General features: G+C 41.1%; 14 protein-coding genes and 1 riboswitch. Of the genes, 2 read left to right on the forward strand and 12 right to left on the reverse strand.

Annotated features, from left to right (window positions below; all coding sequences use genetic code 11):
• Positions 1-5: 5 nt before the first annotated feature.
• The 9 genes from ID12_RS01230 to ID12_RS01270 all read right to left on the reverse strand — a co-directional run bounded on the left by ID12_RS01230 (position 6) and on the right by ID12_RS01270 (position 11228).
• Entirely contained in the window at positions 6-1499 is a 1494-nt protein-coding gene (locus tag ID12_RS01230) for a UxaA family hydrolase (protein WP_048002134.1), read from the reverse strand.
• The gene (locus ID12_RS01235) at positions 1496-2947 is read right to left on the reverse strand and encodes a tagaturonate reductase (RefSeq protein WP_048002133.1); all 1452 of its coding nucleotides are present in this window, start codon (positions 2945-2947) and stop codon (positions 1496-1498) included. The genes ID12_RS01230 and ID12_RS01235 overlap by 4 nt, the downstream gene beginning before the upstream one ends.
• Positions 2948-3005: 58 nt before the next feature.
• Positions 3006-4016 carry a LacI family DNA-binding transcriptional regulator gene (locus tag ID12_RS01240; RefSeq protein WP_017359253.1) on the reverse strand — a complete coding sequence of 337 codons (1011 nt, stop codon included), beginning with the start codon at positions 4014-4016 and terminating at the stop codon, positions 3006-3008.
• A 67-nt stretch (positions 4017-4083) separates the two neighbouring features.
• Positions 4084-5520, reverse strand: a complete 1437-nt coding sequence (uxaC, locus tag ID12_RS01245) for a glucuronate isomerase (RefSeq protein WP_017359252.1) — start codon at positions 5518-5520, stop codon at positions 4084-4086.
• A 136-nt stretch (positions 5521-5656) separates the two neighbouring features.
• On the reverse strand, positions 5657-7411 hold the full coding sequence (locus ID12_RS01250) for a HAMP domain-containing sensor histidine kinase (RefSeq protein ID WP_017359251.1): 1755 nt from the start codon (positions 7409-7411) through the stop codon (positions 5657-5659).
• A gap of 3 nt (positions 7412-7414) precedes the next feature.
• On the reverse strand, positions 7415-8137 hold the full coding sequence (locus tag ID12_RS01255; protein ID WP_017359250.1) for a response regulator transcription factor: 723 nt from the start codon (positions 8135-8137) through the stop codon (positions 7415-7417).
• Between the two features lie 178 nt (positions 8138-8315).
• Positions 8316-9131, reverse strand: coding sequence for an ABC transporter ATP-binding protein (locus ID12_RS01260; RefSeq protein ID WP_017368048.1), 816 nt, complete (start codon positions 9129-9131; stop codon positions 8316-8318).
• A gap of 21 nt (positions 9132-9152) precedes the next feature.
• Positions 9153-10175 carry a FecCD family ABC transporter permease gene (locus tag ID12_RS01265; RefSeq protein ID WP_007500263.1) on the reverse strand — a complete coding sequence of 341 codons (1023 nt, stop codon included), beginning with the start codon at positions 10173-10175 and terminating at the stop codon, positions 9153-9155.
• A complete protein-coding gene (locus ID12_RS01270; RefSeq protein ID WP_017368049.1) occupies positions 10176-11228 on the reverse strand; it encodes a FecCD family ABC transporter permease in 1053 nt (350 codons plus the stop codon).
• 259 nt (positions 11229-11487) lie between these two features.
• Between ID12_RS01270 and ID12_RS01275 the strand changes: the two genes are divergently transcribed.
• Entirely contained in the window at positions 11488-12426 is a 939-nt protein-coding gene (locus ID12_RS01275) for an ABC transporter substrate-binding protein (protein ID WP_035701365.1), read from the forward strand.
• Positions 12427-12463: 37 nt separating this feature from the next.
• Here the strand turns inward: ID12_RS01275 and ID12_RS01280 are convergent, their stop codons facing one another.
• The 3 genes from ID12_RS01280 to ID12_RS01290 form a co-directional block, all read right to left on the reverse strand.
• Positions 12464-13873 (reverse strand): amino acid permease, encoded by a 1410-nt coding sequence (locus tag ID12_RS01280; protein ID WP_035701368.1) that lies wholly within the window; start codon positions 13871-13873, stop codon positions 12464-12466.
• Between the two features lie 192 nt (positions 13874-14065).
• Positions 14066-14244: riboswitch (Lysine riboswitch) on the reverse strand.
• Positions 14245-14366: 122 nt separating this feature from the next.
• Positions 14367-14510 carry a small acid-soluble spore protein SspJ gene (gene sspJ / locus ID12_RS01285; RefSeq protein WP_008347117.1) on the reverse strand — a complete coding sequence of 48 codons (144 nt, stop codon included), beginning with the start codon at positions 14508-14510 and terminating at the stop codon, positions 14367-14369.
• Positions 14511-14593: 83 nt separating this feature from the next.
• Positions 14594-15022, reverse strand: coding sequence for a MarR family winged helix-turn-helix transcriptional regulator (locus ID12_RS01290; RefSeq protein ID WP_007500254.1), 429 nt, complete (start codon positions 15020-15022; stop codon positions 14594-14596).
• 171 nt (positions 15023-15193) lie between these two features.
• Between ID12_RS01290 and ID12_RS01295 the strand changes: the two genes are divergently transcribed.
• On the forward strand, positions 15194-15685 hold the full coding sequence (locus ID12_RS01295) for a metal-dependent hydrolase (RefSeq protein ID WP_008347118.1): 492 nt from the start codon (positions 15194-15196) through the stop codon (positions 15683-15685).
• The last annotated feature ends 23 nt before the right edge of the window (positions 15686-15708 follow it).

Genomic DNA, 15708 nt, shown 5'->3' on the forward strand with positions numbered 1-15708 from the left:
ACGCCTTAAAGTGTCACACCTGTTTTAAAAATGGCCAGCTCTCTAAAATTGTTTTTTTCATGATTTAACAGCTTTCCACTCGCCACATCAATCACCGTGGCAATGAATTTCTCTAGCACCACATCTTCTGGTACATCTTCAAGCAATTCCCCCGCATTAAAGTCGATCCAATGTTTTTTTGTTTCATATAAAGCGGTATTGGTCGATACCTTCATCGTTGGAACAAATGTGCCAAACGGTGTGCCTCTGCCTGTTGTAAAGAGGACGAGCTGACAGCCAGACGCTGCGAGAGCAGATGAAGCAACCAAATCATTCCCAGGCGCACTTAATAAATTCAATCCTTTTCGTTTTAGTAGCTCCCCGTATGTTAAAACATCCTTTATAACGGAAGTACCCGCTTTTTGTGTGCAGCCGAGAGATTTATCTTCTAATGTCGAAATTCCTCCTGCTTTATTTCCCGGGGAAGGATTTTCATATACTGGCTGTCGATGATCCATAAAGTATTGTTTAAAATCATTGATCATCTGCACAATACTGTCGAATGTCGCTTTTGATTCCGCTCTCTCCATTAAGATCGTTTCAGCCCCGAACATTTCCGGTACTTCTGTTAAAACGGTGGTCCCTCCTTGAGCCACAATAAAATCGGACAGTCTGCCTAAAAGTGGATTTGCGGTAATGCCTGAAAACCCATCTGATCCTCCGCATTTCAACCCAATTTTCAGCTCAGATAACGGAATGTCTTCACGCTGATCTTCTTTCGCTGCGTCATAAATTTCCTTGAGCAAAGCGACACCTGTCTCAATCTCATCCCCTACTTCTTGGCTTCTTAAAAATTTCACCCTCGTCTGGTCATACTCCCCTAATGTAGCTTTAAAATCCTCAATGTCATTGTTTTCACAGCCAAGCCCTAGAACGAGAACCCCTCCAGCATTCGGGTGCTTTACGGCATTTTGTAAGATGGTTTTTGTGTTTTCATGATCATCCCCAAGTTGGGAGCACCCATAATTGTGCTTTAATACTAACGCCGTTTCAAAAGGATGGATGCTTCCCCCCATTTCAGCAGTAAATATTTGAATGATTTGATCGGCAATGCCATTGACACACCCAACTGTTGGGACAATCCAAAGCTCATTTCGTATACCACTTGCGCCATTTTTTCGTTTATACCCTTTGAATGTCAGATTCGTTTTTTCATAGGGGTTTTCTGTTAAAGAAGGTCGGTATTCGTAATCGAGCTTACCTGATAGATTCGTTTTGATATTGTGCGTATGCACCCATTCTCCAGTCGAAATCGCAGTGGATGCATGACCAATGGGGTAGCCATATTTGATGATATTCTCTTTTTCTTTGATCTCAGCCAATGCAAATTTATGACCTTTAGCAACGGTTTCTTTTAAAATGATTGTATGTCCTTGGTGCTGAAGCTCTTCGCCTTGCTCAAGCACTTTTAAAGCGATGCCAACATTATCTGAAGGATGAATCACAACAAAGTCTCTCATACCTTCTCCCCCTGACTTTCATATTGAAGTATTTGGTGAACAGCAGCTCTCATGCCATTTTCATGAATGCAGGTGAGCTGCTCGGCTACTGCATCCTTCAGCCCTGCGATCCTCGTCAAATCCATCCCCCATAAAACTTCGTTTGAAAGAAGTCGATCGACCATTAATTCATAGGAATGTTCCACTTCCTCCCATGCTTCCTTCATGAATGTCATCACAGACTCATCATCCTTTATTTGCTCTGCTTGGATTTGATAAAAATAAATCAAACTGCTCAGTGAGAACATAAGTTTCGTAGGCAACTGTTTTTTTAGCTCTATATAATCTAGAAGAGACGGGAGAATACGTGCCCGAAATTTAGATACACCATTTAAGGCAATATCGAGTAATTGATGTTTGACAAAAGGGTTGCAGAATCGATCCCAAACGGATTGTGTATAAAGCAGCAGCTCTTCTTCAGGAAGTGGCAAACTTGGCAGCACTTCCTCCTCAAGCATGCGGCGAATGAACACACCAACATGCTCATCATCCACCGCTTTTTTGACAGTATCCAAGCCACATGAATATGCAATCGGCACCATCGCTGTATGCGCACCGTTTAAAATGCGAACCTTGCTCATACGATAGGGAGCGATATCTTCCACAAAAAGTACGTTTAACCCTGCTTCTTGAAAAGGAAGCTCTTTTTGAACAAACGGAGGTGCTTCAATGACAAACAGGTGATAATATTCTGCCGTGACAAGCAATTCATCAATATACCCCTCTTCTTTTTGAACAGTCTCCGCTGCTTTCTGAGAAAATCCTGGGACAATCCGATCAACTAACGTATTACAGAACGTGTTGGCTTCCTTGACCCAAGCCACAAAATCAGGCGGAAGATTCCACTCAGCTGCCATTGTGATCACATATTCTCTTAATCGATCACCGTTTTGTTCAATCAATTCACAAGGTAAAATGATCAAGCCCTTTTTCTCATCTCCAGAAAAAGCTTTGAAGCGGTGATACAAGAAGGCTGTCAGCTTTCCTGGAAAACTTGCTTGCGGCCGATCTTCTAATCGGTCCTCTTTTCTTAACACAAGTCCTGCCTCTGTTGTATTAGAAAAGACAAAGCGCACATCAGGACTTTCCGCTACATGTAAAAAGGCTTCATAATCTGTATATGTGCTGATTCCCCTGCTGATGGATTGAATGACGATCCGTTCGTTCATTTCTTTTTGGTCATGAAACCCTTGAATACATAAAGTGTACAAACCATCTTGTTCATTTAGAGCGGTCACTGATCCTTTTCGAGGAGGAACAACCACTGCTCTTCCTTTAAAATCTGTACAGTCGTTTAACTTCTGGATCTGCCAATTCATAAATCCCCGCATAAAGTTCCCTTCGCCAATTTGTAGAATGGTTTCAGGATATTCAGCCACTGGGTACACATCTTTGGATAATCGTCTCAAACGCTTTTCCTCCCCGCATTTTTTGCACACGTGAACATTTTCATTTAAAAGATGCTGATTACTGCACCTTTTTTACTGAATCTCTAATCATCAGCTCTGTGTGGACATACACTTTTTCCAGATGATCGTCTTCTTGCTTTTCACCGTTGATGACTGAAAGGATCGCTTCTGCTCCAAGCGCACACATTTTTTCAATTGGCTTTTTGACTGTTGTGAGGGCAGGCGTTGTATAAGATGAAAATGAAATATCATCAAAACCGATAATAGAGAGATCATCAGGACACCTTTTACCTTTTGCAAACAATGCATTCATCGCACCAATCGCCATGTCATCGTTTGAGCAAAAAAGGGCAGTTGGCGGATCATCAAGAGTGAGTAAGGCTTCCATTGATTCATAGCCGCTCTTCATATGATAGTCGCCTGTGATCATGTATTCCTTCTTCATGGGTACATGATGGTCAATGAGTGCTTGCAAAAAACCAGCTTTTCTTTCCTGTGTGGATTTAAACCCTTCTTTCCCTTCAATAATGGCAATTTGTTTATGCCCCTGCTGAATGAAATAGTGTGCAGCTTGGTATGCCCCTTCACCATCATCCGCTAATATATTCATCACTTGATTACTTTCTACACGGCGATTCAGTACAATAATGGGAATGCCCTGTTTTTTCACATGATGGATAAACGCTTCATCATGCTCGCTTTGGCTCATAAGCAAAATACCATCATACCGCTGTTTATGAATGGTTGTGTAATCGTGAAAATCGTCAATTCCTCTTACAACCAAATGATAGTTTTCTGTTATTACACTGTTGACGCCTTTTAATGCATCAACAAAGAAACTTGAGGATGTGCCTTCTGTTAAACTCGTAAAAAACAGACCAATTGTAAATGATTTTTGCGAGACAAGGCCTCTGGCATGGACATTCGGTGAGTAATTCAGCTGTTTTGCAATCGACAAGATGTTTTGTTTTGTTTTCTCTTTAATAAAAGGACTGTTATTCAAAGCCCTTGATACTGTGGTATGAGAAACGTTTGCCAATTTTGCTATATCTTTGATTGTGACTGTCATGCTATTCCGCCTTTTATGATTTTTTATCATCTTATCATAAAAACGCTTTCATATTCTTGCTTTTTGTTCATATCATCTTGCTTTTATGCGAAAGCTCATTTGCCCGTTCAAATTGAAAATACTGCTTTGCATTTTCATAGCTGATTCCTTTTACCATTCCCCCTAGCAAATTGAGATCATTAGGCGCTTCACCTTTTTCCACCCAATCTCCAATGATGTCACATAACAGTCTACGAAAATATTCATGTCTTGTGTAAGACAGGAAGCTTCGTGAATCTGTCAGCATCCCAATAAATCGGCTGATCAGTCCGATACTGGAAAGTGCCATCATCTGCTCTGTCATTCCCTGCTTTGTATCATTAAACCACCAGGCTGTTCCATGCTGCATTTTCCCAGGAGTCTTTCCATCTTGAAAACTTCCAGCTATCGTTGAAATCACCACATTGTCCCTTGGATTCAAGGAATAGAGGATGGTTTTTGGCAATGCATGTGCTTGTTCTAACCGATCTAATACGCGGCAAAGAGGTTTTGCAATGTCTTCATCATTCATTGCATCATATCCGGTATCTGGTCCAAGCCGCTCAAACATTTTCGAGTTGTTGTTTCTGAGCGCATTGATATGAAGCTGCATCGCCCATCCCCGCTGAGCATATGCCTGACCTAGTTCAATGAATGTGTGTGTTTTAAATTGAACCTTCTCCTTTTCCGTCAATGGATGTCCAGACATTCTTTTATGAAAAATGATCGTAGCTTCTTCTTCCGTCGTGTCTTCGTACGTCATTTCATTGATGGCATGATCTGAAATCAAACAGCCCTGTTCATGAAAGAAATCGATTCGCATATGAAGTGCTTTTATGAAGTCTTGATAGGATTCGATCTTGATAGATGAAACCTCCGCTAGCTGATGAACATACTCGATAAACAAGTCATTTGTGATATCTAATGCCTTATCTGGCCGAAACCCTGGCAGTACTTGCACAGAAAAGCCTTCTTCCCGCAGTTGTTGGTGATAAATCAACGAATCAACCGGATCGTCTGTCGTCACAACCGTTTCAACATTTGATTTCACAATGAAATCTCTCGCACCAAATCCATCTCCTTGCAACTTTTCATTTACTTTTTTCCAGATGATGTCTGCGCTTTCTTCATTCAAAAGTTCTTCAACATCAAAATATCGTCTTAGCTCTAGATGGGTCCAGTGATAGAGAGGATTTCCAATCGTCATCGGAACAGTTTTCGCCCATGCTAAAAATTTCTCATCATCTGAGGCATCCCCTGTGATATGTGTTTCAGGTATCCCATTTGCTCTCATGGCGCGCCATTTGTAATGATCCCCGTAAAGCCATGCTTCGGTTATATTTCGGAACGTTTTATTTTCATAGATTTCTTTTGGACTTAAATGACAATGGTAATCAATAATCGGAAGGTTCTTTGCAAACTCATGGTATAGCTTTTCCGCCGTTTGACTGTTTAATAAAAACTGCTCATCTAAAAAGGCTTTCATCAAACTCCCCCATCTCTTATAATGATGAAAATCAATTTGTTCACGTTAACAATTTTATTGTAATCGTTTACAAAATTGATTTCAATCCTAAAACAAGAAAAAACGATCTCCTTTAGAAAAGAAAATCGTTTTTTGGTTATTTTACAGAGGGTGTTTTCTTTAGGATAATCGCAATAGTTGTTCCTTGACCTAATTCACTTTCTACTTGAATATCGCCATCGTGTAGCAAGACAAGCTCTTTTGCAATCGCCAGTCCTAATCCTGTTCCATTTGTTGGATCATTCGTATTTGTCCCTCTATAGTAACGATTAAATAAATGATCCACCGTTTCTTGCGCCATTCCGCGTCCGTTATCTTTCATTTCGATCCGAACTTCATCATTTGTTTCAGATAGAACAGCTTGAATAAGAGTACCTTTCTGGTTATGCTTCACTGCGTTCGCCAGCAGGTTCTCAATGACTCGTCTAAACCAGGCTTTATCGATCTCAAACATGACACCCTCTGTTTGATCTTCAAAGGATGATAAATAATCTTCTGAAAGCGTGCTTCTTGAAAACTCGTCCATAATGGAGGCTAAAAATTCACCAAGCTCAACAGGTTTTCGATTAATAGGCAATGCACCATTTTTCAATCGATACGTGAGGTTTAAATCCTCAATCAAGGTCGACATGTATTCTGATTTCTCACGAATGACTTGTCCCATTTCCATGACTTCTTCCTTGGACCATTGGTATTGATCTGATTCTAGCATTAATCCATAGCCGTAAATCGTGCTAAGAGGCGTTTTTAGATCATGAGACAGCCCTGCGATCCATTCTTCCCTTGTGGTTTGAATTTTTCTTCGGTTTGCTTCATTCTCTTTTAACGTATTGGTGAGCTGATCCATTGTTTTGAGGATATCCTCAAACAGCCGGTACTCCCGCTTAATACGGCCCTTTTTATTTTTACTTACTGGAATACCTTTTCTATTTGTTGGCTCCTGCAACTTATTTCTTGATAAGAAAATCAGCCAGCGGATAATGTGATAGATCGGTAGCCCATAGCGATACGAGTACCATAATGTCATAACGATAATAATCGTAAGCGCAAGACCTGCAATCAAAAGCGTTGTATATTGGTTTAAAGCCTCTGTCTCTTTATCATAAAGCTCGTCTGGGCTGTATACTTTGTTTGGCACCGAAACAATCATATACAAATCCTTATTCACTTTGATATACGACAGGTCACTTCTAAACTCCCAAGGCTTTGATTGATACTTGAGCAGTTCAACATCCGTTACGTTATTTTTCAAATTATTTTTGGCTCGGATACCTTTTAAGTATTTTCCTTCTTCATTAAACAGATGCACCGATCCATTCATTCTTTTCAAAAATTCTTTTGTTTCAACCGAATATTGAGACAATGCAGCCAGGTTTTTTTCATGCTGCTTGAGATAATTGGCTACCTTTGTGCTGTTCGTTTTAAATCCATATAAGACGATAAAGCTTTCTTGATCAATCTCAATTGGCCAGAAGTACATCTTGTAATCTTTAAATTGTCTTTTTTCAAAGATCTTGATCATTTCATCCTTTTGATAGGATGTTGGAATGTTTTTAGGGAGTTGATAGCTATAGACGTTGCGTTTTTTGGAATCAATCACTTGTAGCCAGCCATCACGTTTTTCCACTGCTTGTTTGAGCTGATCATCGGCTTCCATTTTTCCATCCTCGTTAAAATAAAGCCAGCTCATGAGTGTATCTCCATCTGCCTTCGTTAAACCAGTTTCAGTCATATTCTCATAGCGCTTTTGAAAATAAAGATTTTCAGAGAATGTTTGCCCGATCGTTAGAATGACGATGACAATAAACATTTGTCCGACAAAGTGAAAGAAAAGTTTTGTTCGTAAATTCATAAACTATTGAAGAACCTTCACAGGTTGCGGAATGAACTTATAGCCCATACCACGGATCGTCACAATATATTCAGGCTGGCTTGGATCTAACTCTATTTTTTCTCTCAGCTTTCGGATATGAACCATGACGGTGTTGTTGTCACCATATGACGGAACACCCCATACTTTCTCATAGATTTGATCTTTTGAAAGTACCACATTCGGATGGTCACAAAAATACTTCAGCAAGGACAAAAGCTGAGCTGAGCAAGCTGTCACCTTTCCCCTTACTTTCAACTCGGCTGCATGAGGATGGTACGAGAAATGAGCATATTCATATTGACTGTGCGCTTCTTCCTGCTCCTCCTGTAAGGAGATATAAGTTCGGTTTAAGTGCGCCTTAATTCTAGCTACTAGCTCTAACGGATTAAATGGCTTTGTGATGTAATCGTCTGCACCTTGTGCAAATCCAGTCAATTTGTCTACATCAGACGTTCTTGCTGTTAAATAGAAAATCGGTGCCTTCGTCATTTTCCTGATGTCAGGCAGAACATCAAAGCCTGACTTACCGGGCATCATCACATCTAGAAGTAAGAGGTGGATGTCCTCGTTTTTGACAATATCTAATGCTTCATCTGCATGATAGGCTTTATAAATATGTTGAAACCCTTCTTTTTTTAATACGCGTTCAACCATTTTTACAATTGCTTCTTCGTCATCTGCAATCAATATTTTTGCTGTTTCCACGCATCTCTTTCCTTTCTAGCTATGATCTCTAACCGTATATTACCATTGTCCAAAGTAAAAAAGTACCTCTTTTCTGCATAAAAGCGAAAAAAGATCAACTGGAGAAAATGGCATCACAAGGTAATATCAAAAAATGCAAAAAAACCCGGTCATACATACCGAGTTTTTTGTCCATCTATTATCCGTTCACAGCTTCAAGCTTTCTTTCATGATTCATTAAGTCATATGTTAAACAGATTGGCTTATTCGTTCTCGGATCAAGAACAATTTCTGCATCGATGTGGAACACCTGACTGAGCACCTCTTTTGTCATGACTTCATGAGGCGTACCATCTTTAATGACTTTCCCTTGATTGAGGGCAATCATGTAATGTGAAAAGCGTGCAGCATGATTGAGGTCATGAATCACCATCAGCACCGTTCTGCCCTGCTCTCTGTTTAAGCGTTCTAATAGCTGAAGGATCTCCAGCTGATGAGCAAGATCTAAATACGTCGTTGGTTCGTCTAATAAAAGCAGCTCTGTTTCCTGAGCGAGTGCCATCGCAATCCATACCCGCTGACGCTGTCCACCGGAGAGTGCTTCAATTGGCCGGTCATGAAATGCAATCATTCCCGTCTCCTCAAGTGCCCATCTGATGATTCGTTTGTCCTCATTTGATAAGCGGCCAAATCCATTTTGATGTGGGAAACGTCCATATGACACAAGCTCATAAACGGTCAGACCACTTGGGGCTTCAGGCGTCTGCGGTAAGATAGCCATTTGTTTTGAAATTTCTTTTGTTGGTGTTTGATGGATCGCCTGGCCATTTAAATAAACAGCACCTTGATGGGACTTCATAATACGAGACATTGTTTTTAAAATCGTTGACTTCCCGCACCCATTCGGCCCAATTAATGTGGTCACCTTGCCTTTTGGGATGCTGATATTTAAATCGTCTACAATCAAACGGTCATGATAGCCAATACAAAGCTTTTCTGTTTCAAGTGATTTCATCTGTTGTACTCTCCTTCCTCATTAGTTCGTTTTCATCAATAAGTAAATGAAGTAAGGTGCGCCTAAAGCAGAAACGACAAGTCCAACGGGCACCTCTGATGGAGCAAGTATGACACGCCCAAGTGTATCTGCAAGTAATAACAGCAGTGCACCAATCATAGCGGACGCCGGTATCATTCCTTGATGTTTCGGCCCAACTAGCTTTCTTGCGAGGTGTGGTGCCGCTAACCCTAGGAACGATATACTCCCTGCAACTGCGACACTTGCACCGGCTAATGCAACTGCAATCAGCATGAGAAAACTTCTTTCTTTATGAACTGAAATCCCTAAGCCATAAGATATCTGATCACCCAAATTCATGATATTTAAGTAGCGTGCCCTCACCATCGCTAATACAAGAAAAATCAGCATCCATGGCACGACTGATAAGACATATGTCCAGCTTGAGCCCCAAATACTTCCTGACAGCCACACAATGGCTTGGTTAAAATCATTTGGGCTCATCTTTAATTGAATGACTACAATTGCTGCCGAAAATGCAGCATTGATCCCAATACCAGTTAAAATCAATCGAACAGGCGTAATGCCCTTTTTCCACGCTAGCACATAAATGAGAAATGCAGCAAAGGCTGCACCTGCGAAAGCGAAAAGCGGCAGTACAAATATCGTAAAATCACCTAAGTTCGACATCGAGCCCTGAAAGGCAAAGATAAACAAAACAACCGCAAAACCTGCACCCGCATTTACACCTAGAATGCCGGGATCAGCTAAACCATTTTGAGAAACACCTTGCCAAATGGCACCTGATACAGCGATAGAAGCGCCAACAAGTAAAGCGATGACCATCCTTGGAAGTCTGAACTCGAATAATACAAGCTCATCCATTTCACTTCCGAGTCCAAAAAATGTTTTGAATGTATCCATCGGAGAAATCCTTATCTCTCCGGTATTTAAACTAATCAGGAACACAGCCACGATGGCTAAAAAGATCATGACCATCGTTCGTTTGTATTTCTTTTTCTTTGCCTGCTGCACCATTTCCATTTAAATTCCGCTCCTTTCACGTCTCGCTAAATATAAGAAGAAAGGAACGCCTATAATGGCTGTAATGGCACCAACTGGCGTTTCAAACGGCGCATTGACAAGCCTTGCCGCAATGTCTGCATAAATGAGCAAAATAGCCCCTAAAATAGCTGAGCAAGGTATAATCCAGCGATAGTCAACGCCGACCAAGAAACGCGTAACATGAGGAATCACAAGCCCGATAAAGCCAATAGAACCTGCAACTGACACGGCTGCACCTGTTAAAAGGATCACGACCAATATGCCAAGTACCTTGACTGTTCGTGTATATTGTCCAAGCCCTTTTGCTAATTCATCGCCCAAGCTTAAAACCGTAATGGAGCGGGCAAGAACCATAGCGATGATCAGTCCTACAACCGCAACTGGAATGATGATCTTAATATTGCTCCAATTTACCCCAGCCACACCGCCTGCGTACCAAAAACTCATATCTTGCGCGACGTCAAATCGAATGGCAATCGCTGAGGAAATTGAGCTTAAAAGTGCGCCAACAGCCGTACCGGCTAATGCGAGTTTTACAGGAGTAAGCCCCCCTTTTGAAAGGGTTCCAACCCCAAATACAATAGAAGCACCGAGTGCGGCACCCAAAAATGACCAAAGAATTAATGTAAAAGAAGATTGGCCTGGGAAAAAAGCAAACGCAATGGCAATCGCAAATGCAGAGCCATTTGTCACACCCATGATTTCAGGAGACGCAAGCGCATTTCTTGTCATGCCTTGCATGATGGCACCCGATACTGCTAAAAAGGCACCGACAAGTGCGGCACCAACTGTACGCGGCAGCCTCAGTTCCCTAATGATTTGATGTGAGGTTTGTTGTGAGTCAAAATGAAAGACGGCTTCCCATACCGTGTGTAAATGAATGTTTGCCGCTCCTAGCGATACTGATAAAAAAAGACCGAATGCTAAAGCAATGATTCCTATGATGACAACAGCTGCTGTACCAAAAGGCTTTGTCACAATATCTATCGCATCATCTTTAGCTGACAGCTGTTTATTCGATTGTGAGCCCAAAACCAGTCTCTTCCTTTCCGTTCATATCTATTCGTTATTAGTGATAATGATTATCAATCTCGGAGTCTAGTATATCACTTTCTTCACGTTTTGAAATCCTTGTTCTGATAAATTTCTTTATTTTCATCAAAAAACCGGGAGAATTTCACCATTTTCATTTTGGTCATAAAATAGCCGATGCATTTTTTCTTCTATCATGTTAAGATATAATCGCGAATGAGAATCATTATCATAAACAATTGAATAGGAGCGAACTTTTGTGAAAAAACGAACTGGACTTCTTTTGATTTCCTTCATGACCCTTATGATTTTTACTGCTGCTTGCGGCAGCACTTCCAATAAAGAATCGGGAGCCAAAAAAAATGCCACGATCACCTATCAAGATGTAAAGGGTGAAGTGAAACTGCCTCAAAACCCACAACGAATTGTGCTTCTGGCGGAAAGCTATTACGGGGATCTCGTCACACTCGGCAAAACCCCAATTGCTGCCACTGCGCCCATCTTTAAAAACCCTTTCTATAAAGGGAAAACAGATGGAGTGAAAAATCTCGGAAAATCTCCCTCTGTTGAGAAAGTAGCCTCTTTGAAGCCAGATATGATCATTGCTTGGGGAGAAGATGAGAAATTTGATCAATACAAAAAAATTGCACCTACAGTTGCCATTCAATACAATCAATATTCGTTTAAAGACCAGCTAAAAGAATTCGGTAAAATGACAGGCACATCAAAAAAAGCAACGGATTGGATCACAAAATGGGATGCCAAAATTGCTGAAGTGAAACCAAAAGTAACAAAAGCTGTAGGAAACAAAACCGTTTCGATCGTATCACCATTCGATAAGGGCATTTACATTTTCGGTAACACTTTTGCACGCGGTGGTGAAATCATTTATGACGAGCTGAAATTAAAAGCTCCGAAGGCCGTCCAAAAAGAAGCCATCGACAGTGGTGTCGGTTATGCAAACATTTCTCTTGAAAAGCTTCCAGAATTTGCAGGTGATTATATTTTCACAAGCCCATGGAGTGGATCAAAAAGTAATGGCGATCAAGTGTATAAAAGCAGCATCTGGGCATCACTTCCTGCTGTCCAAAACAAACGCGTATTTGAAACAGATACAGTCGGTTACTTCTTTAATGACCCTGTGTCACTAGAAGGTCAGCTCGAATTTATTGTGGATCAATTAACATCTGCCTCATAAAAAAATACGTTTCTCCAATGCTGGAGAAACGTATTTCTTATACTGTACCTTTGGCAAATTTTTTGGACATGAATGGGTAAAGTAAAATGCCAACTAAAAACAATCCAATACCAAGACCAAATGTTTTTAAATCAGCTGTGCCTGAAATAATGACCCAAGCGGAATACCCCATGGCCACAAGCGCAATGATCCCGTCTCTTGTCCGATTTCCTTTTTGGAGCTCATATGTGTCACCTTGCATGATGACCTTAAAGCTGTAGATCGACGACACGATATACGGAATGAGATACGCAAGTGTCGCTGATGTTGTTAAGAAAGTAAAGGCTTCATTAATCGTACGTGACATGACTGAGAAAATAAACAGCTGTGACATGATATTTGTGACAGTCAAAGCAAAAACAGGACTGCCTTTTTTGTTTGTTTTTGCAAACACTGCTGGGAAATCGCCAGCCTTTGCTGCTTGATAAGGGACTTCAGAACCAAGCAAAATCCAGCCGAGCATCGAACCAAATAAACAAATGATCGCAAGAAGTGCCATGACAATGCCGCCAGCCGGTCCGATAATCAGCTGAAGCACGTCTACGAATGGTTTATCAGAACCTTGCAATTGATCATGCGGCAGAACGCCCATTGTAATCAAGGTAATAATCATATAAATAGACAGTGCAATTAAAAGTCCTGTAATCGTCGCACGTTTGACATCACGCTGCGAGGAGGCTCTTCCTGATAAAATGACAGCAGATTCAATGCCGATAAATGCCCATAGTGTGGAAATGGCCGCATGATGAATTTGGCCTCCAAGTCCGAGCACTCCTTCACCACTTGCTGCTTCAACAGGGAAGTAATAATGTTCAAATAATGCTGTTTGGAATGCAAATAAGCCTGCGACAATAAAAAGGACGAATCCAAGCACCTTTGAAAAGGTCGTAATAAAATTCAGCTTACTTGCTGCGCTTAAGCTTGTAATTAAAATCGTATGAGTCCCCCATAGAAGGATTGTACATACGATAAACGTTGTGAGCTGACCAAGTGTGATCGCTTCTTTTCCAAAAGTAAAGATCTCCGTTTTCACGGTTAAAATTGGGAAAAAGGTTGTTAAATAACCAGCTAGGCTTGTGATAATGGCGACATTACTAATCCAGCTTGCCACCCAATATCCCCAAACCATTGTAAAACCGGCTGCTTTTCCTTTTTTCGGATCTTTAAAAAGCGCTCTTGCATAGCTTTGTGGTCCAGCTGTCAGCTGCGGTTTATGAATGGACAAATGTCCAAACACAAAGGCAATCATCAGTACGCCGCCACCTGTGACAAGCCATGCCATCGTCACACCTAAAGGACTTGCATGCTGGGCAAGTGTACTAGGCAGCATAAAGATGCCTGAACCTACCATATTTCCGACGACAAAAGCCGTCAATAACCAAAAACCCCATTTTTTTGTCTGTTCCATTTTCGTACCTCCGTTATATTCACTTTGGACCAGACCCGGCAGTATCTTCATTGATATATTTGTGAAGCAATGACTTGCATTCTTTATGTTCATGTTGGGTCACTTTCTTACCAGCATACCCTTTTCTTAGGCAATCAGAACATAAAAAAAAGCCTGAACAAAAGTCCATGCTTTTCAAAACATACACCTTGATCTCCGGATAGCCCTCCACGCTTCAAAGACGTGGCAGTCCTGCATTTGTTCAATGCAGACCCAGCATAAAGAAAGTTGGAGCTCTCTCTACACTTCGGCGCTGATGCCTTTTTTCTCATGATCAACGATTCCATCTCTCCCATGAGTGACTCATCATCCGCGCAACCTCTACCTCACTGAGACATAGCGTGAGGATTTCTATTCATTTTTACTACACGAAGATTATCAAACATTCTCATATCTGTCAAAGGGAAAAACATAGAAAAAAGGCAGAGAAATGATTCTCCGCCTTTCTGTCAGCTTATTGATGGTTGTTTTTCTTCTTTTGGACAGCTTCTTGAAGCGGATCGCCTGCTAGTTCTTTACTTGCTTCTTCTAACAGCTGATCGACCTGCTGATGGTCTTTCTCGCTTTTCGCCTTTTTATCCTTTTGGAAAAATGACATCGCTATTTCCCCCCCTTTTCATAAAATGCCTTTGCCTGTTTAATTTGTGCTACAGCGCTCAGCATTATACAAAGAGGAGCGGTTCATTCATCGTGAAAGGTCTGTCTCATTTTTTGCAAATACGTTAGAAAGGTCTTTAAGTCTTCCTCTGTGAAGTCTGACATCATATGCTGAATCACCTTTCCAAAAAGACGTGTATGCTTTTCGTAAATAGCCAGCCCTTTTTCCGTGGCTTCTAGCCGGACAAGGGAATGATCGTCCTTGTCCCTCTCTCTCTGAATATAGCCTTGCTCACATAATTTATTGAGGGCAATGGAAGCGGCACCTGGGTTGAGCGAGAGTCTTTGTTTGAGCTCTTCAGCATGTGATACTTTTCCTTGTATCAATATAGAAAGAGCATATATCTGTGGAGGCGTGATGTCTTTTTCTAACTCAAGTAACTTGCGGTTTAATTTACGGCTGACTTCATAATGTACAAGAACAATTTCTTTTAAAATGTCTGCATTACTCATCCGAATCGCATCCTTATCGTTAGTGTCAAGATGACTTCCTTCTTATTATAGAATGTTTTTCTAAACAGCCAACTATTTTATCCCATTTTTCTTTAGAAATAAGCCTTGCTGAATGGATTCACCCTTGATATAGTGAGTACTTGAACAAAAAACAGAACAGGAGTACGCATCATGACAGGAAAAACACATATTATGGGCGGAATTGCCGCCTCCACAGCCGTCGCCTATTATTACGGATTCGAACCAGTGACGATGGCTGCTGCTGGATCAGTAGGTGCCCTCATCCCAGATCTATGTCATACGAAAAGCAAAATCGGCAGGAAATTCCCGCTCCTTTCCACACTGATCAGTAGTGTGTTCGGGCACCGCACCTTTACACATAGTTTATTATTTCTGCTGATCATTTATTTTATTGCGACAACATACATTCCAAATGATAGCCTCAGTACCGGGTTACTAGTTGGGATGGCAAGCCACCTCATCCTTGATGCAGGCACAGTGAACGGTATTAAATTTTTGTTCCCTGCAACCATGAAAGTACGCCTCCCCTTTTATGTCAAAACAGGCAGCACAGGAGAACAAGTCGTACTAGCTGCTCTGACCATTGTTACCTGCTATTACATGGCTGTCATTTGCGGAATATCCATCCCATTGCCGTTTTAGAAAAAGAAAAAAGAGTTTTGCAA

Source organism: Bacillus altitudinis (genome assembly GCF_001191605.1).
GTDB classification, from domain to species: Bacteria; Bacillota; Bacilli; order Bacillales; family Bacillaceae; genus Bacillus; species Bacillus altitudinis.

Excerpts from the sequence above, each read along its gene's own strand:
- ID12_RS01230 (WP_048002134.1), bottom strand. The coding sequence starts at position 1,499 with ATGAGAGACTTTGTTGTGATTCATCCTTCAGATAATGTTGGCATCGCT.
- ID12_RS01240 (WP_017359253.1), bottom strand. The coding sequence starts at position 4,016 with ATGACAGTCACAATCAAAGATATAGCAAAATTGGCAAACGTTTCTCAT.
- uxaC (WP_017359252.1), bottom strand. The coding sequence starts at position 5,520 with ATGAAAGCCTTTTTAGATGAGCAGTTTTTATTAAACAGTCAAACGGCG.
- ID12_RS01250 (WP_017359251.1), bottom strand. The coding sequence starts at position 7,411 with ATGAATTTACGAACAAAACTTTTCTTTCACTTTGTCGGACAAATGTTT.
- ID12_RS01260 (WP_017368048.1), bottom strand. The coding sequence starts at position 9,131 with ATGAAATCACTTGAAACAGAAAAGCTTTGTATTGGCTATCATGACCGT.
- ID12_RS01265 (WP_007500263.1), bottom strand. The coding sequence starts at position 10,175 with ATGGAAATGGTGCAGCAGGCAAAGAAAAAGAAATACAAACGAACGATG.
- ID12_RS01280 (WP_035701368.1), bottom strand. The coding sequence starts at position 13,873 with ATGGAACAGACAAAAAAATGGGGTTTTTGGTTATTGACGGCTTTTGTC.
- sspJ (WP_008347117.1), bottom strand. The coding sequence starts at position 14,510 with ATGTCATTTTTCCAAAAGGATAAAAAGGCGAAAAGCGAGAAAGACCAT.
- ID12_RS01290 (WP_007500254.1), bottom strand. The coding sequence starts at position 15,022 with ATGAGTAATGCAGACATTTTAAAAGAAATTGTTCTTGTACATTATGAA.
- ID12_RS01295 (WP_008347118.1), top strand. The coding sequence starts at position 15,194 with ATGACAGGAAAAACACATATTATGGGCGGAATTGCCGCCTCCACAGCC.